Below are 24,001 nucleotides of genomic sequence, written 5' to 3'. Positions count from 1 at the left end.
TCACAAAATCGGCTCAAGTTCACAAATTCCCCGCTCAAGTTCATAATTGCACCCACACCGCCACTCTCAAAATTAAAGTTGCATCATCAAGGGAAAACGCTTACAATATAAAGTAAGAAAATTTCAATATTGAGGTGCGATTATGTTTTTACATCGGAAACTGCAATATTCACTCACCAATAATAACGGATACCCAGGAGGCATGGTTTAACGACCATAGCCTCCTTTTACTTTGTGCGCTTTATTATAGTAAAGCGATGATACGGAGGTGCAATATGATTATTTTAACAGATGAAACGTTGTCACTGGAAGATGTGAAACAGGTTGTTTTTGACAACGAGCAAGTAGCTTTAGCACATGATACCGAAATGAAAATTAGGGCCAACCGAAAGACCGTTGAGAATATGCTTGACGAAAAGCAGACCATGTATGGGATCAATACTGGATTTGGCAAGTTCAGTGATGTCTTAATTGCCGAGGAAGACTTGGATGAACTGCAGTTAAATCTGATTCATTCACATGCATGTGGGGTTGGTGATCCATTCCGAGAAGCAGTTAGCCGGACGATGCTGCTGTTGCGAGCCAATGCGCTTGTTAAAGGATACTCGGGGGTGAGGCCGCAATTGATAAATCAGTTTATCGAGCTGATTAATGCGGGGATTCATCCTGTTGTTCCTCAGCAGGGTTCACTTGGAGCTAGTGGTGATTTGGCGCCACTGTCACACCTTGCATTGGCATTGCTTGGTGAGGGGGAAGCTTTTTATAACGGAAAACGGATGAAAACGATGAATGCGTTAAACGATGCAGGCATCCCCTCTTTAACACTTAAAGCTAAAGAAGGGCTTGCACTTATTAATGGAACACAAGCAATGACTGCTGTCGGTGTGGTAGCCTTTTTAGAAATGGAGAAGCTGCTCCATCAAAGTGAACAGATTGCAGCTATGACAATGGAGGGATTGAACGGAATAATGGATGCATTTGATCATGACTTGCATCAGGTACGTGGCCATCAGGAACAAATTGATGTAGCTGCACGAATTCGCGCAATTCTCTGCGACAGCAAGCTTACAACTAGGCAGGGTGAAATTCGGGTCCAGGACGCGTATTCATTAAGGTGCATTCCACAAGTGCTCGGAGCATCATGGCAAACAATTAATTATGTAAAAGAGAAACTGGAAATTGAGGTCAATGCCGTAACCGATAATCCGCTCATTTTTTCAGATGAAAATAAAGTGATTTCTGGTGGGAATTTTCACGGACAGCCGATTGCTTTTGCGATGGATTTTCTGAAACTCGGAATTGCTGAGACTGCTAATATTGCAGAGCGCCGAATTGAACGACTGGTGAATCCTCAGCTAAATGATCTGCCACCTTTTCTAAGCCCTAATCCAGGACTTGAATCAGGAGCGATGATTATGCAATACAGTGCCGCTTCACTTGTTTCGGAAAATAAAACGCTCGCACATCCGGCAAGTGTCGATTCAATCCCATCTTCCGCTAACCAGGAGGATCATGTAAGTATGGGAACGATTGCGGCACGTCATGCACTGCAAATGCTGCAGAATGCACGGCATGTTGTTGCGATTGAACTTATTTGCGCTATGCAGGCAGTTGAGTTTCGAGGTATAGATAGTATGGCATCGCAAACGCGTGAATTTTATAAGAAAGCTCGTAATCTGGTTCCTAGTATCACAAAAGACCGAGTATTCGCGACGGACATTGAAAGACTAGCAAACTGGCTGAAAAATAATCAGGAAAGTGAAGTAAAACATAAAGGAGGGGTTTTACATGAGTAAAGTGACAGCGAAAAAAGGATTAGAACTGGAGTGTAAAGGGTGGGAACAGGAGGCTGCATTACGAATGCTGTACAACAATCTTGATCCGGAGGTAGCGGAAAACCCGGATGAGCTTGTAGTCTACGGCGGAATTGGGAAGGCTGCACGAAATTGGGAAGCGTTTGATGCCATAGTTAACACACTTCGCAATTTGGAAAATGATGAAACAATGCTGGTTCAGTCCGGTAAGCCTGTTGGCGTTTTTAAAACACATAAACATGCACCACGTGTGCTTCTTTCCAATTCAGTATTAGTTCCAAAGTGGGCAACATGGGATCATTTTCATGAGCTTGATAAACAAGGGTTAATGATGTATGGACAAATGACTGCAGGGAGCTGGATCTATATTGGAACACAAGGGATTCTGCAAGGCACATATGAAACATTTGCAGCACTTGCTAAAAAGCATTTTAACGGATCATTGAAACACACAATCACATTAACGGCAGGACTTGGCGGGATGGGCGGTGCACAGCCTCTTGCGGTCACGATGAACAAAGGGGTTGTTATCACTGTTGAAGTAGATAAGAGCCATATCGAAAAAAGAATGAAGAAAAAATATTGTGATGTGATGACAGCTAATCTTGATGAAGCAATTAAACTGGCAAAAGACGCTAAACAGAAAGGGAATCCTTTATCAATCGGATTATTGGGAAACGCAGCAGAGGTACACCATGAACTTTTGACAAGAGATATTCAAATCGATATCGTGACAGACCAAACATCAGCACACGATCCGTTAAATGGCTATATTCCAACTGGTTATAATGTCGAGGAAGCGGCTGTGCTACGCAAAAATGACCCAGCTAATTATACCAAACTGGCAAAACAGAGCATGGCTAAACATGTGGAAGCAATGCTTGACTATCAGCAAAATGGGTCAATTGTGTTTGATTATGGAAATAACATTCGCCAGGTTGCTAAAGATGAGGGAATTACGGAGGCCTTTAATTTCCCAGGCTTTGTACCAGCATATATCCGGCCATTGTTTAGTGAAGGTAAGGGACCCTTTAGGTGGGCAGCATTATCAGGCGATCCGGAAGATATTTACCGTACCGACCAATTAATTAAAGAACTTTTCCCGGAAAACGAAGAACTTATTCGCTGGATTGATATGGCACAGGAACAAGTTGCCTTTCAGGGATTGCCTTCACGTATTTGCTGGTTAGGCTATGGAGAACGGGCAAAAATGGGACTCGCAATAAATGAATTGGTCCGAAATGGTGAACTGAAAGCACCAGTCGTTATCGGCCGTGATCATTTGGACTGTGGATCTGTTGCATCACCAAACCGCGAAACAGAAGGTATGAAGGATGGCAGTGACGCAGTCGCTGATTGGGCCGTTTTAAACGCCTTAATTAATACAGCTGCTGGTGGTTCATGGATATCATTTCATCATGGTGGAGGAGTTGGTATGGGTTATTCATTGCACGCAGGCATGGTCGCTGTGGCCGATGGGACTGACTTGGCAAAAGAACGCCTGGAACGGGTATTAACAACAGACCCAGGAATGGGCATAATCCGTCATGCTGATGCAGGCTATGAAAAAGCGCAGAAATTTGCAGAAAATCATGACATTACAATTCCGATTAAAAAGTAGGGGGCACTATTTATTATGAAAGCAGACACACTTATTACAAACATTGGGCAGCTATTAACGATGGATAAAAAAGGACCTGTCAAAGGTAGTGACATGAATGACTTAACGGTAATGGAAGGAGCCGCCGTTGCAACTGAAAACGGGAAAATTGTCTGGATTGGTTCAGCAGAAAAGGCGGTTAACATTCAAGCTGATAAAACAATCGATGCAGAAGGTAAACTTGTTACACCAGGACTTGTCGAGCCTCATACTCATCTGGTCTTCGGTGGATCCCGTGAAGAAGAAATGGCACTAAAACAGCAAGGTGTACCTTATTTGGAAATCTTAAAGCAGGGCGGAGGCATATTATCAACGGTAAATGCTACACGGGAAGCGTCATATGATGACCTGCTGGAAAAGGCACTATTTCATATGGATCGAATGGTAATGCATGGAATTACAACTGTCGAGGCGAAAAGCGGATATGGACTTGATAAACAAACTGAACTCAAGCAACTGCAGGTAGCTAAGGAAGCTAACGTCAAACATCCGCTCGATATTGTTTCGACATTCATGGGTGCTCACGCAATTCCACCCGAATATAAAGAAGATACTGAAGCATTTTTAGGTCTGATGAGTGAACTTTTTGATGAAATAAAAGAAAAGAACCTGGCAGAATTTGTTGATATTTTTACTGAAACAGGTGTCTTTTCTGTTGAACAGTCGCGCCGCTATTTAAAAAAGGCAAAAGAAAAGGGATTTGGATTGAAAATACATGCCGATGAAATTGATCAATTAGGTGGAACTGAGCTTGCTGTAGAGGTTGGCGCTATTAGTGGAGAGCATTTAGCTGTGGCCTCTGATAATGGGATAAGCCAGTTAGCTTCATCGAATACAATTGGCGTTATCCTTCCTGGAACTGTTTTTTATTTAGGAAAGGATACGTATCCTCGTGCCAGGAAAATGATTGATGAGGGAGCGGCTATCGCTGTTTCCACTGACTTTAATCCGGGAAGCTCGGTAACAGAGAATCTGCAGTTAATTATGTCAATTGCAGCATTAAAATTAAAACTAACGCCAGCTGAAATATGGCATGCTGTGACAGTTAATGCTGCACATGCGATTGGCCGGGGTGATAAAGCTGGAACGATCGCTACCGGTCGCATGGCCGATATCGTTATCTGGGATGCTCCTAATTATATGTACGTTCCGTATCACTATGGCGTTAATCATGCAAAAACGGTAATTAAAAACGGTGAGGTTTTATATGAAAGAGGAGAAATACGATGAATTTACGTCATGTGAAACCAGCTGGTGAGGCTATTTTTAAAGATCGATATACAACAAAAGCTAAAGAATTATTAACGCCATGGCAAAAGGGGACGACTCATGACTTTTCAGTTGTTGGTGTCCCATTATCCAAACCATCGATAAGTCATTCAGGAGCATCGCAGGCACCGGGCGCGATTCGGGCAGCATTACAAAGCTATACAACATATTCTGCTGAAGCTGGAGTTGAATTTACCGAACCGATAATTGACTTTGGTGATATTTATATGGACCCTACGGATATCAAGGGCAACCAGCACCGTATATATGAGGGGTTATCAGATGTCTATTCAACAAATGCGGCAAATCACTGGATGGTACTTGGTGGGGATCATTCCATCAGCTATTCATCTATCAAGGCATATGCCAAAGACAGGACAGTAGGCGTTATCCAATTTGATGCACACCATGACTTGCGCAATACCGAAGACGGTGGTCCGACAAATGGAACACCATTTCGCCGCTTGCTTGATGACAGCATTATAGACGGTGAAAATCTTGTCCAAATTGGAATTCGCGACTTTACCAATGCTAAAGCATACCAGGACTATGCCGATGCGAATGGGGTAGCTGTATATACAATGAACGATGTGGACCAAAATGGAATGAAAGCTATTTTGGAAAAAGAATTAGCAAGACTTGCCGGAAAAGTGGATGAGATTTATATGTCGGTCGATGTCGATGTTTTGGACCAGGCATTTGCACCGGGTTGCCCGGCAATTGGCCCTGGCGGCATGGATAGTAATACACTTTTGGAGGGGGTGTTATTTGCATCTGAAAACAAAAAGGTCAACACAATGGATATCGTTGAAATTGACCCAACAATTGATTTTCGTAATATGACAAGCCGGATTGCAGCATATGTCATGTTGAGTTTTATGAAAGGGAAGCGGATGAATTTTAGAAATTAAAAAGGAGCCCTAAACAGCAGGCTCCTCAACTATATTATACTTTGCTTTCATCGATATCTTCCATAGATACCCAGTCATCAGCCCAATGCTGAATTTCTTGAATAACCGGTTTTAAAGCTTTCCCTTTTTCAGATAATGAATATTCAATTCGAACTGGGAATTCCGAGTATATATTACGTTCAATAATTTCTTTTTGTTCTAGCAATTTTAATCGATCAGAGAGCAACCTCCCACTAATTGGCAAATCCGCTTCCATTTCGGAAAAACGTTTTGTGCCTTCTAGCAGTTCAAACAATATTAAACCAACCCAGCGTTTACTGATAATTTCCATTGCATTTTCAAAACGCGGACATAAATCACTCATACAGATCACCTCTCTGACGAAATAATTTGATTACAAATAGTAACCTATTTATATAGTAACATATAACAGGGGTTGCGTAAATTGAATATGATTCGAAATACCTGTCTGTATCATTTGGTAATTATTTAGATTTGTGAAATAATAACGATAAACGAAATATTATTTTTTTTGGAGGTAAAAATATGGTAGATCAACAAACAAAGGAAAAGTATGCTGAATTAGCTTTACGTACAGGGGTTAATTTGCAGGAAAATCAAGCTTTAATGATAAATGCACCAATTGAGGGAGCAGATTTCACAAAAACTGTTGCCCGAAAAGCGTATGAAATGGGCGCAAAAAATGTACATATTAATTGGGTGGATGATGAATTAACCTTATTAAAATACGAAAATGCACCAGATGAAGTCATTGCCGATTTCCCTGAGTGGCGCGTCAAATTATATGACACGTATGCTGAAGATGGAGCGGCAGTATTGTCAATTCGCTCTACAAACCCTGACTTATTAAAGGATATCGATTCATCACGTGTTGCTAAAGCAAATAAAGCTGCTGCACAAGCGATGAAGAATTTCCGTCAATATACGATGAATGACCGAATTACATGGTCAATCATCTCGATACCAACAGGTGACTGGGCTCAAAAGGTTTTCCCTGACAAATCCAAAGAAGATGCAATCGAGGGTCTATGGGATGCGATTGTCAAAATTGTTCGTGTTGACCAGGATGACCCAATTGCTGCATGGAATGCACATAATGAAACACTAAAAACTGCACGTGAAATATTAAATAAGAAAGCATATAAAAAGCTTATTTATAAAGCTCCAGGGACTGATTTGGAACTGGAACTTCCAGAAGGGCATATCTGGAAAGGCGGATCTGCAGTATCTGAGCAGGGTACTACCTTTAATCCGAACATGCCGACAGAGGAAGTGTTCTCCCTGCCACATAAATATGGTGTTAATGGAACAGTTTCCAGTACAAAACCACTGAATCATGGTGGAAGCCTGATTGATAATTTCAGTCTGACATTTAAAGACGGAAAAGTTGTTGATTACAAAGCAGAACAAGGCGAAGACACACTCAAACACTTGCTGGATACAGATGAGGGTGCACGCCGATTGGGTGAGGTTGCACTTGTGCCACACGAGTCACCAGTATCACAGTCAGGTCTGATCTTTTACAACACTTTATTTGATGAAAATGCATCTTGTCACATTGCTTTAGGCAAAGCATACCCTACAAATCTTAAGGGTGGAGCTGAAATGAACGACGAGCAGCTTGATAAAAACGGTGTGAATGATAGTTTAACGCACGTTGATTTCATGATTGGTTCAGAGGAACTAGATATTGATGGCGTGCTGGAAGATGGCACAACAGAACCCGTATTCCGTAACGGAACATGGGCATTGAATATTAAAGGTGACTAATAATAATGGAGGAATTGGCAGTAATGTCGATTCCTCCTTTTTTTATTAATTCAACTTTCGCAGCGTAAAATGAACGCATAAACCTTGAAGGAATAAGAAAGGCTGAAGACACACTATTTGAGTTGACTATATAAACAGCGAACTAACATGCTGAGTGCTATGACACCGCTTCGGAAATACACTCCGCGCACCAAGGGCCCAAGGGCGGCTGATGAGCCTCCTTGCTCTTACGTCGCTGCGTAGTCTCATCTAGGCCTCAGCTCCCACAGGAGTCTACGTGTATTTCCTACGCTGTTGACTGGAGAAGGAATCGCTATAGGATAATTGTGTGACAGCACTACACTAGTCCGGGTGAGCGAAGGGCGGTGACTCCAGCGGGAACAGCAACAGCTGAAGATCCCGCAGGAAGCGGTTTTTGCTTCTGAGGAAGCTGAATCGTTGCCCTAAGGTGCGGATCCGCCCGTAGCGATCCCGGACGGTGGGACGAGAGTTTATATAAATTATTCCAGCAGTTACGTCGTAGTTTATAGTACAAAAAACTTTTATCAATGTTGAAAAGGCAACAATTAAAAACGTTCTGAGATTACCAAGGCTGTTTGAGCTTATTCTATAGATGCGAAAGTTGAGTTATAATTATCGTTTCTCAATCACAAAAAGTAGCATGTAAAAATTACATGCCACTTTCTATACTATAGGTTCGATTGTAGTAGTGAATCATAGCTGGGATAAAGTCCTAATCAGGCAAGGTTATTTTTCACAAGTACTGCCTTAATTTTCGTATAATCATATCCTTCTGGTAATGATTCTTTTAGAGCCTTCAGTTTGGGCTCTTCCAATTCATTACGGGCCTGCATGACTGTTTGTTCTTCATCACTGGTAAAAAATATCTCCCATGCGATTGGATGTCCATCTTTAAACGCCTTGAAAATGTGGCCTTCAATCGTTTGCTGGGATAATTCCCGGATAACAGCGACGTCCCTTATCTGTTTACCATCCTTAAACATCGTGTAACTAATAATGTGACTTGGGCGGTCATCAGCCTGTTTAGCCTTTTTAGGAGAAGTAGATCCGACCCCGGATATAGGCACAGCTTTTGTCACATTTGGATTGTCACGGCGCCATGCCTGAACAACAGCAAGGAAGTCAGCACCAAATTGGTCATATTTTTTTTCACCGACACCCTTAATCGACAGCATATCTTCTTTTGTTTCTGGAAAATAACGGCTTAGTTCCTTTAATGTTGCATCTGAAAATAATACATATGGTGGAACGCCTTTCTCATCAGCCATTTTCTTGCGTAATTCTCTAAGCAAGGTAAACAATTCTTCCTGATAATCTGCTTCCTCACCTGCGGGAATCGGTGCCGTGTACATCCACACTGTTCGACTGCCTTTTAAGACATCAACCGAGTTCTGATTTAATTTTACTGTTGGAAATTTGCCCTCTTCGGTTGCGAGTATTTGTTCAGCTATTAAAAAATGAATCCATTCGGTCAATGCTTTTTCTGTGTAGGCAGATAATATTCCATAGGTGGAAATCTTATTCAAGCGAAAATCATTTATTTTTTTATCCTTCGATCCTTTTAGAACCTTGGCAGTCATTCCGACACCAAAACGTTCACCCATTCGCTTTACACAGGATAGAATCATTTGTGCTTCTTCTGTTATATCAGTCCGTTCCTGTCGGTGAAGACAATTACTGCAGCGGCCACACGTTTGGTTCGAAGGATTATCATTAAAATAGTCGAGAATAAAAGATGTCAAACAGCTATGTGTATGGCAATAGTTGATCATTGCCTGCAGCTTGCGGTATTCACTCTGCTTTGCGTCATCATCCATGAGTGATTGTTCAATGAGGAATTTTTGCAGTTGGATATCTTGTGGAGAGAATAGCAGAATACAATCACTGTGCTCTCCATCTCGACCAGCTCTTCCTGCTTCCTGGTAGTACGATTCAATTGTCATTGGCATAGCGTAATGGATAACAAAACGCACATTGGATTTGTCAATTCCCATCCCAAACGCATTTGTTGCAATCATAATTGACTTTTCATCATGGATAAATGCTGCTTGTGCTTCTTTTCGTTCGGTTTCGGATAATCCAGCGTGGTATTTGGCTACGGAAATACCTTTTTTAGTTAATTGATCATATAATGCATCTGTCTGTTTTCTTGTAGCAGCATAAATGATGCCAGATTCATTTTGATGTTCGTCTAAAAAAGACCGGATATAAGTCGGTTTATCCTTTCCTTTAACGATATGGAACGCCAGGTTTTCCCGTTCAAAACCGGTGTTAACAACATGTTCACTTTCTATATCTAACAACGATTGAATATCTGATATAACCTCTTCGGTCGCAGTTGCAGTTAAACCAACCATTACAGGAATATTGGATAATCGTTTTAAGTTCGGAACGATTGAGCGATAACTTGGTCTGAAATCATGCCCCCATTGCGAAATACAATGTGCCTCATCAAAAGCAATTAACGCTAATTTAATTCGCTTTATAACAGATACGAAAAAAGAAGACTCGAAGCGCTCTGGAGCAACATAAACGAATTTATAACGACCTGCTTCGATATCATTCAGCCGCGACTGTTGTTCACTTGCTGAAAGTGAACTATTTATGTAAGTTGCAGCAATTCCCAGAGACAAAAGTGCATCCACCTGATCCTTCATGAGGGAAATTAGTGGTGAAATAATAATAGCTGTTCCATCTAATGTTAGACCAGGAATCTGGTAGCATAGCGACTTACCACCACCAGTTGGCATAACTGCTAATGTATTCTGTTTTGAAGTAATTTTATCTATTGTCTGTTTTTGTCCTGGCCGGAATGTTTCATAACCAAAATATGTTTGCAAGACTTTTTCTTCTTGTTCAATCATCATGTTTATTCCCCTTTGCTTAATTTATATTAACATATTTTTAGTCGTAAAAAGAGCCAACTTGCCGACAAAATTTAACAAAGATTTGGGTAGTGACATAGATCAAAAAAAAGAGGCTTGGACAAACGTGTTTTAGTCAAAAGAGATCCAAACTATGATTCAGAATTCCTGAAATTAGTTCGGAATTATTTTGCAGCTAAGAAATCAACATGGCGGCCGAATAACGGCCACCATCTATCATGAAAATGATTTTGTAATCGAATTAGAGAGGTAATTTCATATAGCTGCGGGGTCTTCGGACACGTGCTATTTCCGCAGGGAGTCACCGCCCTCCGCTCACCCGGACTAGTGTAGCTGTTACACAATTATTCTATAGCGATTCCTACTTCAGTCAACAGCGAAGTGTATTTCCGGAGCGGCATAATAGTACTCATACTTCTTAAAAAGTACTTCGCAGCATTATATCAACTACGTATTAGATCCAGGCATTGAAAATGGACGTCTAAACATTTTATCCCGTTATTATTTGTCTTTAAAGTGGAAAGTCTTGTTATGTCACTGTCCATTAGCTTGAGTAAGAGGGTGCCAGGCTGCCTTTGAATAGGTATCCAATTATCCCGCCGATTATTGCTGGGATGAGCCATCCTAGTCCGAGTTCGAAAAATGGTAAAAATTCCATAGCAGATGAAACAGCTGGCATCGTTAATCCAAACGCAGTCAAACCATCATACAATGAGACAATCCCTGTTAAAAGAATCGCACCGCGGTATACCGATTCAGCCCCATTAAATAACCTTTGGGTAAAAGTAAGTAAAATCAGAACAATCGCGATTGGATAAATAAATACAAGTACTGGTACAGAGACACTAATAATCGTGTTTAATCCTTGATTTGCAGTCAGGTAACTGGCAACTGTTACAAGCAGAATAATCCAATTGTACGAAAAACGAGTTATTTTGGTGAAAAACTGCCCGCATGCTACAACAAGACCAACTGATGTTGTAAAGCATGCTAAAGCCACGATACCCCCAAGCAGTAAAGCGCCAAAACTGCCAAACATAAGATTCGCAGCACTTGATAAAATATCGCCACCGTTGGTATAGTTTCCATTAGTTGCCATTTTGGCGCCAATCCAGCCAATTGAACCATATACCGTTATAAGTCCAATTCCGGTTACAATCCCTGCCTTTAGGGTAGATTTTACAAGCTCTTTTTGTGATGAAATACCACGTTCTTTGAATGCATTCACAACGATAATGCCAAATGCTAAGGCTGCAATTGCGTCCATCGTCAGATAACCTTCGGCAAAGCCGGTGAAGAAGGGTGATGCAGCATACTTTTCAGTCGGTCCTGTCATAGGGCTGTCCAATAGTAAGAAAGCTCCGACACAAAGGGAGACAATAGCAATAAGTAAAACAGGTGTTAAATATTGTCCAATCCGATCAACCATTTTGGATGGATTTCGGCTAACAATATATACTATTAGAAAGAAAATAGTAGTGAATAAAAATAAAGAAAGTGTTGAAGTATCCGCGAAAGGTTCGACACTCATTTCATAAGCTACAGTTGAAGCACGAGGTATTCCGAAAAACGGTCCGATTGCTAAATAAACAACTGAAGTGAAAATAATTCCGAACATCGGATGTACACGATCAGCAAGTTCCCTTGCATCGTTTTTTACAAACGAAATAGCAGTTACAGCAAGTATCGGCAGACCTACGCCAGTGATAACAAAGCCAGCAATGGCCGCCCAATAAGAGGTGCCTGAATCAATTCCCAATGTTGGGGGATAGATTAGGTTTCCTGCCCCAAAGAATAATGCGAATAACATAAAGCCAATGATAAATGTATCTCTATTCATATGTTTCGTTCCCTTCTTCTACGATGTTGTGTCATGCCGTAAAGATTACTTTAATTATGTAATAGTTCAGATAATTTTGCTTCTGAACTGCCAAAAAAATCTGGTGAAAAATTCGAAAAATAGCTTAAAGCAAAATAATTCTAACAATCCAGGAAACCGCTGTCAATGTATTATATGAGTTAGTTCTAACATTTCTGTGAAACATAACTAAAGGAACTTGAGAATTGTACGATGCTATCTGTTAAATTAAAATTGTTTACATTCAATCATTACACATTTAAAATAACTTATTATTGACTTATTATCGAAAATTTTAGTTAGGGGGTCTGATATGGTAGCAACTTTACTGACCGAAATAATGCTTATAGGTCTTTTAGGGATTGGCTCTCAATGGATTGCATGGCGCTATCGAATGCCAGCGATTGTCGTCATGTCCATTACTGGTTTACTGGTAGGTCCGATATTTGGATTTATGAATCCCGAAGAAGACTTTGGAAGTTTATATAAACCTATCATTTCTGTGGCTGTAGCAATTATCCTTTTCGAGGGAAGCTTGAATTTGAGTTTCAAGGAAATTCGAGGACTGGGACGCCCGGTATTCCGGATTTCAACAGTAGGGGCATTTATTGCTTGGATTCTTGGTTCACTGACTGCGCACTATATAGCCGGGTTGTCGTGGGCTGTTGCATTTGTAATCGGCGGCCTGTTTATTGTGACAGGTCCAACCGTTATTATGCCACTGCTGCGCCAGTCAAAACTGAAGCCAAGGCCTGCAAAAATTCTCAAATGGGAAGGTATTATTGTTGACCCAATTGGCGCACTGCTCGCCGTTTTTGCTTTTGAAATTATTGCCTTCCTGACTTCGGCTAACCCGGATGGTTCGGCATTACTATTATTCTTCGCTGCTTCTGTATTTGCTGCAATATTAGGCTGGGCATGTGGCCGTGGAATGGGCTGGATGTTTGAGACGGGAAATATTCCGGAGTTTTTAAAGTCACCTGCTATTTTCATCGTTGTCATATTCTGCTTTACATTAGCGGATGAGGTTATGCATGAGACAGGGTTACTCGCTGTTACAGCTATGGGTATGACGTTAGCCAATATCGGAATAAGTTCAGTCGCAGACATGCGCCACTTTAAGGAAAACATATCAATATTATTAATTTCCGCAATATTTATCATGCTTACAGCTTCATTACAGGTAGAAACGTTACTGCAAGTGTTTGATCCGCATATTATTGGATATGTAATACTAATGATGTTCGTGGTTCGTCCGATATCCATTTTCCTATCAACATTTGGTACAGATTTATCATTAAACGAAAAATTATTGCTAGGATGGATTGCTCCGAGGGGAATTGTTGCACTGACAGTCTCCAGCTATTTTGCTTCTATTTTGGGTGAAGCAGGATATGAGGATGCATCAATTATTACGACACTAACCTTTGCATTAGTATTTTTTACCGTTGTTGCGCATGGTTTCACAATACGCTGGACGGCAAGAAAGCTACATCTTTCAATGGAGGGAAGACCTGGTACATTAATTGTGGGGAGTAATAAGTTTACGATAAATCTCGCTAAATCACTTAAAAAACAGAAAGCACCAGTCATCATTGTGGATTCTTCATGGGAACGATTAAAATTGGCCCGTGAAGCGGGAATTGCATTTTATCACGGCGAAATGCTGTCAGAGCAAACAGAATACCATTTAGATACAATTCCTTATGATTATTTAATTGCAGCAACTGACTTTCACTCGTATAATGCACTTGTCTGTACAACGTTTATTCCAGAATATGGTCGGACGAATGTATTTAAAATCAGTCCGTATAACCTGGTTGACAGTGATGTGAACAGTACTGTTGATAAAGTTGGTGGAAGAATTCTGTTTAAAGAAGATGTATCAAAAGAGGAACTAACCAATAAAATCTCAAGTCACTATAAATTTCGCCAGACTGCAATAACTGATCAATATAGGTATAAACAATATTTAGAAGAAAAAGAAGATGAGTCAATTCTTCTGTATATCATTAAGCCATCCGGTCAAATCAAGTTTTACTCAGAAGAAATGAGAGTAACACCAGAGAACGGAGACACAGTAGTTAGTCTCACACCACCAGTAAAAGAAATTAAAAAAATACGTGAACGAATCGAAAATCAACGCAACGAAAATGAGAATGGAAACGGGAATGAAAGTGAAAAATGAGGAGATACCTCTTCCCGATTAATGTCGAATGTATTAGCTGAAAAACAGGGCTGTCAGAAAGTTATTCTGTCAGCCCTGTTTTTACATAGGCAGTCGACCAATTAAGGCATGCAAGGGGTTCTAAGAAAGCAAGATAGCATTTCTTTTTCTAATTACTTCATTTCTTCTAGTTTGCGATTAAATTCAGCAAGTTGTTTTTCTATCTGAATTAGTTTCTTTTCGCCGGCCGCTGTATTTACACTAAATGATGTTGCTTTTTCCAGATCCCCTTGAATACGGATATAGTCAGACTTCAGTTCTGCGATTTCCGCTTCAATTTCTTTTTTTGTCATGAATATCACTCCTAGGTAATAGTTTAGCTGAAATGGTCTTTACAAAACAAGAAATTAAGTTACTATTATGTAAATAAAAGGGGGCTTTCTGTATGGATATTAAGCTCGAAGTTTCTCTCGCAAATTATAAGAAAAGTGTTGAATCGCTGCTGATGGAAAGGGAGGCGTCTAATAACCTAATGCTTGGAATACTCGATCGGCTTGCCAATGATAGTGATTCCTATAAAGAAGGCTTTCATTTAGGACTGGTCGAGCAAAATGGTGAAACAATCTACGCATTTATGCAGACTTCAACGAACAACTGGATACTTGCTGACGTCGGTAATGTACATAATAATGTTATTCGTCAGGTCGCAGCATTTCTTTATAATAGGAATGTTGTTGTTCCTGGGGTATTGGGGCCCACTGAGAAAGCGGAAATTTTTAAGAAAGAGTGGGAAAGGCTGACGCAATTACAGGCAACGATCGAAATGAAGCAGTTAATATATCAGCTGGATCAACTGAATGAAATTTCAGAGACCAAAGGGGAACTGCATGAAGCTAAACCTAAAGACCGTACACTCGTGAAAAAATGGCTGATGCAATTTGGTGTTGCAGTAAGTGAAAATATCTCTGAGGAAGATGCTGATCAAATGGCTCAATCGTTTATTAGTAACCGAACAATATATTTCTGGGTAGTAGAGGGTAATCCGGTTTCCATGGTTAATCGTTCACGAAAAACCAAGAATGGTGCAACGCTCAATGCGGTTTTCACCCCGGAGGAATATAAGCGGAATGGATATGCAACAGCTACCGTAGCGAAATTAACAGAAAAACTTCTTAAAGACGGCTTTAAGTTCTGCAGCTTATATACGGACCAAGCCAATTCAACTTCCAACAGTATTTATAAAAAAATAGGCTATTATGAAGTAGCATCCTCAATTGTATATACATTTAACAATAGACACCATTTGTAAATTTTGTTGCGTTTAATCCTTGGACTACGACATAGCATGGAAAAGAACTTGAGTGCTATGACACCGATGGAAATACATTCCGCTTTCCGTGGGCGGTTAGTCTGTGTGTCAAAGACAACAATAATTACTGGAAGAAACTAAAAAAGTAGCATGGAGTTTTTTCCACGCTACTTTTCACATAAACCAATCGAATTAAATTAATGCGTCATCCTGGTTAGTTTTTGATCCCTGGTATGTTTTATAAAAATGCACGATGATTGTTTTCACTACTGCATAGAACGGTACTACAAAAAGAATTCCCAGAAAACCAGCAATGCTCCCAGCCGCAAGAATTAAGGTAATAACTGTTAGCGGATGAAGCTTTAATGCACGTCCCATTACATTCGGTGATACAAAGTTACCTTCGATTTGCTGTGCAATAACCATCACAACTGCTACCCATACACCTGTCATCGGATCCTGGAAAAAACCAACGATGATAGCCGGAATAACAGCAAGAAATGGTCCAAGAAATGGGATAACACACATGACCATACCGAATAATGCTAGTGTTAACGCGTATTCTAAGTTGATTATTAAGTAGCCTATGAATAGTAAAACACCAATACAGAAGCTGACTATCAACTGACCTTGGATATAAGAAGTCAATGCATCATCGATTTTTTGCATTAATGCACGAATGTTTTCTGCCTTTTTCTTTTCAAAAATTTGTGTCATAAACGGCGCAAATCTTTCGCCATCCTTCAACATGAAAAACAAGAAGAACGGTACAAGCACTAATGCAAAGACAAATCCAATCAGCTGACTGACAAACCCAAATATAAATGACATGGCAGATTCAATGTGTGATTGTATGTTTGACATAAAATTATCAATGGTGTTATTTACTTCTGGCGGAATCAGATTTTGGTTGGCCTGCCAATATGTTATGATATCTTCAGCGCCAGAAACCATTTTAGGTATATTATCAATCAGGTTTGTGAATTGCTTTTGGGCAATTGGTGCAATATAAGTGGAAATTAAAAATCCAAGTAAAATTAAGAGAAGAAATACAATAATTATCGAAAACACACGATTAATTTTATAATTTTCCAAGAAGTGCATGACTGGCTTTGTTAAATAAAAGAGTATACCAGCGCCAACGATAGGTATGGCAACAGCGCCCATATATTTGAAGATAGGATCAAAAATAAAATTCGTGGCAGATATAAGTAAGATTAATAGAAAGATAAGTATAAACATTGTTAATGTTTGAAACCATCGTTTTTCGAGCACCATTATCACAACTTTCTTTTTTATAGTTCATTTTTTCCATTCTAACTGTTTTTGTCAATAATAGGAAGGTTCCTTCACTATTTTCACCTGAAGCAGCTACGAATAAACATAAATTTTCATAGAGAAATAGAATATAGGCACAAAGTATGCTAGAATTTGAGCAAATGTAGTCGTCATTAAGAGGGGGATACACCTTATGGATAATTGGGAAGCGGCATATAAAAAGTGGAGATCATTTCAGTATCTTGAACCATCGTTAAAAAAAGAGCTGGAAAATATAAAGGATAATAAAACGTTGGAAGATGCGTTTTACAAGGAATTAACTTTCGGTACTGGTGGTATGCGCGGCGTGCTTGGACCTGGCATTAACCGTATGAATATCTATACAGTTCGAAAAGCCGTGAGTGGTCTTGTAAATTATTTGAAGGTAAATTGTGTGAATGTGAGAGACCGGGGTGTAGTAGTCTCCTATGATTCCAGGTATATGTCCCAGGAATTTGCACTGGAAACAGCAAAGGTACTCGGTGATTTTGGCATTAAAGCATATGTCTTTAATACATTGCACCCGACGCCATTGCTGTCGTTTGCTGTGCGATACCTTGGAACAGTCGCTGGCGTTATGATTACCGCTAGCCATAACCCGCCTGAATATAATGGGTTTAAAGTATACAATGAGGATGGTGGACAGATCACTCCAGATGAAGCAAGTGATATAACTGCTGCCATTCAGGAAGCCGGAGATGAACTGATAATTCCGTACATGGAAGAAAAAGATCTGGAGGAAAAAGAATTACTCACATGGATTGGCAGTGAAATTGATAATGCTTATTTGGAATGCTTAGAGCAAATTTCCAATTTGAATGAGGATGAACGTAAGCAGGATAAAGACCTACAAATCGTATTCACGCCACTACACGGAACAGCTTATGATTTAGTGATGAAAGGACTGCATCAATTAAACTTTAACGATGTAGAAGTTGTTAAGGAACAAGCTGAACCAGATCCGGAGTTTTCAACTGTTACGTCACCTAACCCGGAGGAACACCAGGCATTTAGTATGGCTATTGAGCTTGGGAAACAGTCGGGTGCTGATATTCTGATTGGTACAGATCCTGATGCAGACCGATTAGGTGTTGCTGTCAGAAATGAAGCCGGAGAATATAATGTTCTCACTGGAAACCAATTGGGGTCATTATTATTGGACTATATTCTGTCACATAGTGGACAGGCATTACTGGCAAATGGCCGTATGTTAAAAACAATTGTAACATCAGAGCTAGGCCGGAAAATTGCCGATTATTATGGTGTTAAGACGATTGATACTTTGACTGGTTTTAAATTTATTGGTGAAAAAATCCGCCAATTTGATGCAACAGGTGAAACGTTTGTATTCGGTTATGAAGAAAGCTACGGCTACTTAATAAGCAGTTTTGCGCGGGATAAAGACGCTGTCCAGGCAGCGGTATTCGCAAGTGAAATGGCTTATTATTGGAAAAAACAAGGAAAAACGCTACATGATGCGTTAAATGAACTGTATGATAGACATGGGTATTACCTTGAAGGAATGTCTTCTCTAACATTAAAAGGTAAAGAAGGTTCCGAAAAAATCAATGCTATTATGAAAACATTTCGAAAAGATCCGCTTACTGCAATAGCAGGTTTACAGGTTGAGCAGATTGAGGATTATGATTCTGGCGAGCGAACTATAGTAGGAAGTGAGCAATCGACTGAACAAATTGATCTACCACAAGAAAACGTCGTTAAATATAAGCTGGAAAAAGATAGCTGGGTCTGTTTACGACCATCCGGAACCGAACCGAAGATTAAATGTTATTTTGGGGTGTGCGGATCTAGTAAACAGGAAAGTGGTGATCGCCTGGAAGCAATGAAGGCATATATGGATAATAGGATCAATCAGATGTAGGAATATTTTATTTGGGAAACGGGTATTGTATAACAAACAATACATTTAATGGTAAACCCAGGAACTGATTTCATTAGTTGACAATTAACGAAGAAAAAGGTTAAATTTAAGTAACATAATATTCCTGAAGGGGAGTAGCTGGACAATTATAGCCGTCATTTCGAGATTATATCTCCGGCGTAATTGGCAACGTGCGTTGTTAGCGAGACCTTTACCACTAAACGGTAAGGGTCTTTTTTAATGGTCCTTACCTGTTGGTGGGGGCCATTTTTTTGGCAGATAAGAAAGTATAAATACTTTCATAAGTGCAACTAAGGCTTGGCGATAAGCTAGGTTTACTAATGAAGGAGAGATTTAATTGGATATACAGTTATTAATTGAATATTTATGGGTATTAGTCATATTAATCGGTCTTGAAGGTCTCTTGGCTGCAGATAATGCACTAGTTTTAGCAATAATGGTGAAACACTTACCTCCAAAAAAACGTAAGAAAGCCTTATTTTACGGATTAGCAGGGGCTTTTGTATTACGGTTTGGCTCACTATTCATTATCTCGTTCCTTGTTGATGTATGGCAAGTACAAGCATTAGGTGCAGCATACTTGTTGTTCATTTCGATCAAGCATTTGTATGACAAACTCTGGTCTAATAAAGAAGAAAAGAAACCAAAAGAGTCAGGCAGCGGTTTTTGGATGACGGTTGTAAAGGTTGAATTTGCTGACTTGGCATTTGCAGTTGACTCTATTCTGGCGGCAGTGGCACTTGCGGTTGCTTTACCACCAACAGATTGGCCAAGTGTAGGTAGCCTTGATGGTGGACAGTTCGCTGTAGTACTTGCCGGTGGTATGATTGGTCTAATCATTATGCGATTCGCTGCAAACGTATTCGTTGATTTACTGAATAAACGGCCTGGCCTTGAAATAGCCGCATTTGTAATTGTCGGTTGGGTAGGTGTGAAACTAGGATTAATTGTACTTGCACATCCTGACATTGCTTGGATTCCACATGACTTCCCGCATTCTACAATATGGAAACTGATTTTCTACGCAGTATTAGTTGCGATTGCAGCTGCCGGATGGTTTATGTCAGGTAAGAAAAAGGTAGAAGAAGAGGAGTAAATTCATAAAGGGGTGTTTTAATGCCTGTACAAATGAAGCGAATTTATGAAGACGTCGAAACAAATGATGGTGTACGTATTTTGGTAGATCGTGTCTGGCCACGGGGGATGTCAAAAGAAGATGCTCATCTGGATCATTGGATGAAGGAAGTCGGACCATCGAATGATTTGCGTAAATGGTTCGGACATGACCCAGATAAATATGATACATTCAAAAAGAAATATAAAGAAGAACTTGAACATGGTGATCAGCAGGAAGAACTCCAAAAACTAAAGGACTTAACCAAACAGCATAACAAAAATCTGACATTATTATTTGCAGCAAAAGATGAACAATACAATCAGGCACGCGTTTTAAAAGAAATATTAGACCGGCAATAGACAGAAATCCCCACTATTAATTTAGTGGGGATTTTTTCGTTAAGTTTTTGTAAATTTAACTGCCTTCATGCGGTTAATATGTTATTTTTAATAGGAAGAAATTTGGGAGGGAGGGACCGAGGTCTGTTATGAAGAAATTAACAGAAATTCTAAGTGCTTCGTTAAAGCTGGGACTCACTTCTTTTGGAGGACCGGTCGCACACCTGGGTTATTTTAAAGATGAATACATCGACAAGCGAAAATGGCTCGATGACAAGACATACGCTGATATAATCGCCTTGTGTCAATTTCTTCCTGGTCCTGCTAGCAGTCAGGTAGGGATTGCCATCGGTATGCTCCGTGGCGGCTTTTTAGGAGGCGTAGTGTCGTGGCTTGGTTTTACAATACCATCTGTTATTGTGCTTGTAATGTTTGCACTTTTATATCAGACATTTTCATTGGAAGGGGCCGCCTGGATTGGAAGCTTGAAAATTGTAGCGGTGGCAGTTGTCGCCCATGCTGTGATTGGTCTCGGTAAAAAGTTAACACCCGATCAGCCAAGAATAGCGGTGGCATTAATTGCAGCGATGGTTATGCTGTTATTCCCGTCAGCAATTGTACAAGTATCCGTAATTATTGGAGCGGCCATAGTAGGGTATTTCCTCTTTTCCAAGCAAGCTGAATCAAAGGTACAGCCTTTTTCTGTTTCAGTTACAAAAAAACAAGGGATTGCTTCAATATCGATTTTAGTTTTATTATTGATCTTTCTGCCAATTCTTTCGCAAACTGCATCAAACATCTATCTTTCTATTTTCGATACATTCTTTCGTGTTGGAGCTATCGTTTTTGGTGGGGGTCATGTTGTACTTCCATTGCTGGAGCAGGAAGTCGTTCCGAATGGCCTGTTATCGAGTAGTGAATTCTTGGCAGGATACGGTATGGCTCAAGCGGTTCCAGGACCTTTATTTACATTCGCAAGTTATTTAGGAACGATGATTAGTGGGGTTGCCGGTGCTATTGTTGCAACGATTGCTATCTTCTTGCCGTCATTCCTATTAATTGTTGGTGCGCTTCCTTTCTTGAGTGAATTACGTAAACGTTCAAGTTTTCAAGGGATTCTAACTGGTGTCAATGCAAGTGTGGTTGGGATTTTACTTGCAGCACTCTATGACCCTGTTTTTACAAGTTCGATTAATAACGGAGCTGACTTTGGACTTGCAGCAATTCTATTTGGCCTGCTCCATTTCTGGAAAACACCTGCATGGCTAATCGTAATTATTGGTGTTATAGTTGGAACTGGTATAAGTTATACTCTTTAAACATGAGGTGATTCAATGGCTGAGCATCATTTTCGATTAAAAGCAGACTGGCCTGGTGGACGAAATAGTACAGGTTCAATTGAAGCAGGGAACTTACAAACGAAAATCTCTATTCCACACGAAATGGATGGCCCTGGAGTAGGAACAAATCCCGATGAGATGCTATTAGGTGCAGCTGCAACATGCTATCTGATTACATTAGCGGCAATGATTGAAAGGGCAAATCTGCCGTTGAAGGAAATGGGACTAGAATCAGAAGGCATTGTTGACGTGACAAAAGGTGTTATTACGTATAAAAAGATCATCCACAGGCCAACAGTTGCACTTCAGGAAAATGCAGAGGAAACGGATTATAAGAAATTGCATAAACTGGTTGAAAAAGCAGAAACAAGCTGTATGATATCCCGAGCTCTAAAAGGTAATGTTGAAATAGAATTGCAAGCAAATATAACGTAACAAGGTCGCATTTTGTGGCCTTGTTATTTTTTATGAGGTTGAAGATCTCGAACAGAAAGGCGGTTGAAGTTCTTTTACATTTTATGAAAGGTCCCCTAATCTACAAATCTATGAAAACATACTTCCATGATTGACAATTCATGACATATCATTGTATATTATAAAGCATACTATTTTTATAGGAATTATATACATAAATTAGTATCATTTCTTTATGATGGATCATATAATGATGCCATAGCATAAAGCAAAATAATTTCAAAAAGGAGGGATTTATCGTGGACTTAGCATATATTTTAGTGAACATCGCGGCCTTAGCAGCAATCATAGGAATTCTTATATACATGCAAAAGAAACATTTTTCATTTAGCAAACGCGTGTTTACAGGTTTGGGACTAGGTATTATTCTTGGTGCTATTTTGCAAGCCGTCTACGGTACAGGGTCGGAAGTGTTATCACAAACGACTGAGTGGTATAACATTGTTGGCAGAGGATACATCAGCTTATTAATGATGATTGTCGTGCCGCTGGTTATGGTCTCAATTATCCAATCAATTATTAACTTGGAAAAAGGGTCTGAACTTGGAAAAATGGCAGGATGGATTATTGGTATTTTGGTAGGAACTGCGATGATTGCAGCACTTGTAGGAATAGGAAGTGCCGCAATATTTGACTTGAATGCGAGTGAAATTGAGGCAGGTCAGGCAGAAAACGATCGAGGAACAATGCTGGAATCAAGGTTGGGTGATGTAGAAGATCTGTCTACACCTGAAAAAATTCTAAGCTTTATTCCGTCAAACATATTTCTGGATATGACGCAGCAACGGTCTACATCTGTAATCGCAGTAGTAATATTCTCGATAATTATTGGTATAGCCGTTCTTGGTTTACGTAGAAAAAATCCAGAACAGGCAGAAATGTTTACGAAAATAGTAAATTCAATATATGCAGTGGTTATGCGAATTGTAACATTGGTTTTGCGATTAACACCGTTTGGTATACTCGCATTAATGGCAAATACAGTAGCCAACACAGATGTTGCTGGTATTATGGAGCTAGGTAAGTTTGTTATTGCTTCATATGTAGCACTGGCTGTTATGTTTATCATCCACCTTGTTATGGTAGGCGTATTCGGATTGAATCCAATGACATACTTGAGAAAAGTGCTGCCGGTACTTGGCTTTGCATTTACTTCACGTTCAAGCGCCGGAACAATTCCGCTGAATATCCAAGCGCAGCGCAACTCACTTGGTGTTGATTCTGGGATTGCCAATATGTCTGCATCATTTGGTGCGACAATCGGGCAAAATGGCTGTGCAGGAATTTACCCAGCTATGTTAGCTGTCATGATTGCGCCATCTGTTGGAATTGATCCATTTACACCGGGATTCATCACCCAATTAGTACTCATCATTGGTATTAGTTCATTTGGGGTAGCAGGTGTCGGTGGTGGCGCAACATTCGCCGCATTGATAGTCCTTTCATCAATGGGTCTGCCAGTAGCATTAGCCGGACTATTAATCTCCATTGAAGCGCTAATCGATATGGGGCGTACAGCACTTAATGTAAATGACTCCATGCTCTCAGGTACTCTAACATCACGTATAATGAAGAAATTAAACCTGAAAACCTTTAACGATAAAACAGCAATCGAACAGGAAACATCACTATAAATTAAAAAATAGTCGCTCCGGATTGGGGGCGACTATTTTATTGCTTAAAAAGGGGCTCAACTCGAGCGAGCTGGCATGCAACTCGAGCGACAGCGCCTAAACTCGAGCGAGCCGGGACGCAACTCGATCGACAGCGCCTCAAACTCGAGCGAGCTGGCAATCAACTCGATCGACAGCGCCTAAACTCGAGCGA

Annotated in this window: 18 protein-coding genes; 13 read left to right on the top strand and 5 right to left on the bottom strand. The window is 40.2% G+C overall.

The annotated features are described in order from the left end of the window. Positions 1-275: 275 nt before the first annotated feature. Genes hutH through hutG form a run of 4 tightly spaced genes read left to right on the top strand, consistent with a single transcriptional unit; the run spans position 276 to position 5,654 of the window. Complete coding sequence (hutH, locus tag ACTWQM_RS04060; RefSeq protein WP_443256874.1) at positions 276-1,796, top strand: histidine ammonia-lyase; 1,521 nt, start codon at positions 276-278, stop codon at positions 1,794-1,796. Next, the gene (hutU, locus tag ACTWQM_RS04055) at positions 1,789-3,435 is read left to right on the top strand and encodes a urocanate hydratase (RefSeq protein ID WP_443256873.1); all 1,647 of its coding nucleotides are present in this window, start codon (positions 1,789-1,791) and stop codon (positions 3,433-3,435) included. The genes hutH and hutU overlap by 8 nt, the downstream gene beginning before the upstream one ends. Before the next feature lie 15 nt (positions 3,436-3,450). Continuing rightward, positions 3,451-4,704 carry an imidazolonepropionase gene (hutI, locus tag ACTWQM_RS04050; protein ID WP_443256872.1) on the top strand — a complete coding sequence of 418 codons (1,254 nt, stop codon included), beginning with the start codon at positions 3,451-3,453 and terminating at the stop codon, positions 4,702-4,704. After that, on the top strand, positions 4,701-5,654 hold the full coding sequence (hutG, locus tag ACTWQM_RS04045; RefSeq protein ID WP_443256871.1) for a formimidoylglutamase: 954 nt from the start codon (positions 4,701-4,703) through the stop codon (positions 5,652-5,654). The genes hutI and hutG overlap by 4 nt, the downstream gene beginning before the upstream one ends. Positions 5,655-5,688: 34 nt before the next feature. On the opposite strand, the gene ACTWQM_RS04040 is transcribed toward hutG, so the two are convergent. Then, the gene (locus tag ACTWQM_RS04040; RefSeq protein WP_443256870.1) at positions 5,689-6,018 is read right to left on the bottom strand and encodes a winged helix-turn-helix transcriptional regulator; all 330 of its coding nucleotides are present in this window, start codon (positions 6,016-6,018) and stop codon (positions 5,689-5,691) included. 182 nt (positions 6,019-6,200) lie between these two features. Here ACTWQM_RS04040 and ACTWQM_RS04035 point away from each other — a divergent pair, with 182 nt between their 5' ends. Beyond that, complete coding sequence (locus ACTWQM_RS04035) at positions 6,201-7,445, top strand: aminopeptidase (protein ID WP_443256869.1); 1,245 nt, start codon at positions 6,201-6,203, stop codon at positions 7,443-7,445. A gap of 737 nt (positions 7,446-8,182) precedes the next feature. Here ACTWQM_RS04035 and recQ read toward each other — a convergent pair. Both recQ and brnQ read right to left on the bottom strand, forming a co-directional pair. Next, positions 8,183-10,330: a DNA helicase RecQ gene (gene recQ, locus ACTWQM_RS04030; RefSeq protein WP_443257088.1), complete on the bottom strand. Its 2,148-nt coding sequence runs from the start codon at positions 10,328-10,330 to the stop codon at positions 8,183-8,185. Positions 10,331-10,895: 565 nt separating this feature from the next. Further along, positions 10,896-12,191: a branched-chain amino acid transport system II carrier protein gene (gene brnQ, locus ACTWQM_RS04025; protein WP_443256868.1), complete on the bottom strand. Its 1,296-nt coding sequence runs from the start codon at positions 12,189-12,191 to the stop codon at positions 10,896-10,898. Between the two features lie 331 nt (positions 12,192-12,522). Between brnQ and ACTWQM_RS04020 the strand changes: the two genes are divergently transcribed. Beyond that, positions 12,523-14,397, top strand: coding sequence for a cation:proton antiporter (locus tag ACTWQM_RS04020; protein ID WP_443256867.1), 1,875 nt, complete (start codon positions 12,523-12,525; stop codon positions 14,395-14,397). A gap of 152 nt (positions 14,398-14,549) precedes the next feature. Here ACTWQM_RS04020 and ACTWQM_RS04015 read toward each other — a convergent pair whose 3' ends face one another. Beyond that, positions 14,550-14,729 (bottom strand): SE1832 family protein, encoded by a 180-nt coding sequence (locus ACTWQM_RS04015; protein ID WP_443256866.1) that lies wholly within the window; start codon positions 14,727-14,729, stop codon positions 14,550-14,552. Between the two features lie 92 nt (positions 14,730-14,821). On the opposite strand from ACTWQM_RS04015, the gene ACTWQM_RS04010 reads away from it, so the two are divergent. Further along, positions 14,822-15,685: a GNAT family N-acetyltransferase gene (locus tag ACTWQM_RS04010; RefSeq protein ID WP_443256865.1), complete on the top strand. Its 864-nt coding sequence runs from the start codon at positions 14,822-14,824 to the stop codon at positions 15,683-15,685. 192 nt (positions 15,686-15,877) lie between these two features. Here the strand turns inward: ACTWQM_RS04010 and ACTWQM_RS04005 are convergent, their stop codons facing one another. Further along, a complete protein-coding gene (locus ACTWQM_RS04005) occupies positions 15,878-16,963 on the bottom strand; it encodes an AI-2E family transporter (RefSeq protein ID WP_443256864.1) in 1,086 nt (361 codons plus the stop codon). Positions 16,964-17,156: 193 nt separating this feature from the next. Between ACTWQM_RS04005 and ACTWQM_RS04000 the strand changes: the two genes are divergently transcribed. The 6 genes from ACTWQM_RS04000 (at position 17,157) to ACTWQM_RS03975 (ending at position 23,808) form a co-directional block, all read left to right on the top strand. Beyond that, entirely contained in the window at positions 17,157-18,884 is a 1,728-nt protein-coding gene (locus ACTWQM_RS04000; protein WP_443256863.1) for a phospho-sugar mutase, read from the top strand. 358 nt (positions 18,885-19,242) lie between these two features. Then, positions 19,243-20,001 (top strand): TerC family protein, encoded by a 759-nt coding sequence (locus ACTWQM_RS03995; RefSeq protein ID WP_443256862.1) that lies wholly within the window; start codon positions 19,243-19,245, stop codon positions 19,999-20,001. Between the two features lie 20 nt (positions 20,002-20,021). Further along, complete coding sequence (locus ACTWQM_RS03990; RefSeq protein ID WP_443256861.1) at positions 20,022-20,381, top strand: DUF488 domain-containing protein; 360 nt, start codon at positions 20,022-20,024, stop codon at positions 20,379-20,381. A gap of 128 nt (positions 20,382-20,509) precedes the next feature. After that, the gene (locus ACTWQM_RS03985) at positions 20,510-21,679 is read left to right on the top strand and encodes a chromate transporter (protein WP_443256860.1); all 1,170 of its coding nucleotides are present in this window, start codon (positions 20,510-20,512) and stop codon (positions 21,677-21,679) included. A 15-nt stretch (positions 21,680-21,694) separates the two neighbouring features. Continuing rightward, positions 21,695-22,135, top strand: coding sequence for an OsmC family protein (locus ACTWQM_RS03980; protein WP_443256859.1), 441 nt, complete (start codon positions 21,695-21,697; stop codon positions 22,133-22,135). 278 nt (positions 22,136-22,413) lie between these two features. Continuing rightward, a complete protein-coding gene (locus ACTWQM_RS03975; protein WP_443256858.1) occupies positions 22,414-23,808 on the top strand; it encodes an L-cystine transporter in 1,395 nt (464 codons plus the stop codon). Positions 23,809-24,001 lie beyond the last annotated feature (193 nt).

This window comes from Virgibacillus sp. L01 (assembly GCF_052246775.1).
Taxonomy (GTDB): domain Bacteria; phylum Bacillota; class Bacilli; order Bacillales; family Amphibacillaceae; genus Lentibacillus.
This window is presented reverse-complemented; position numbering and strand designations above follow the sequence as displayed.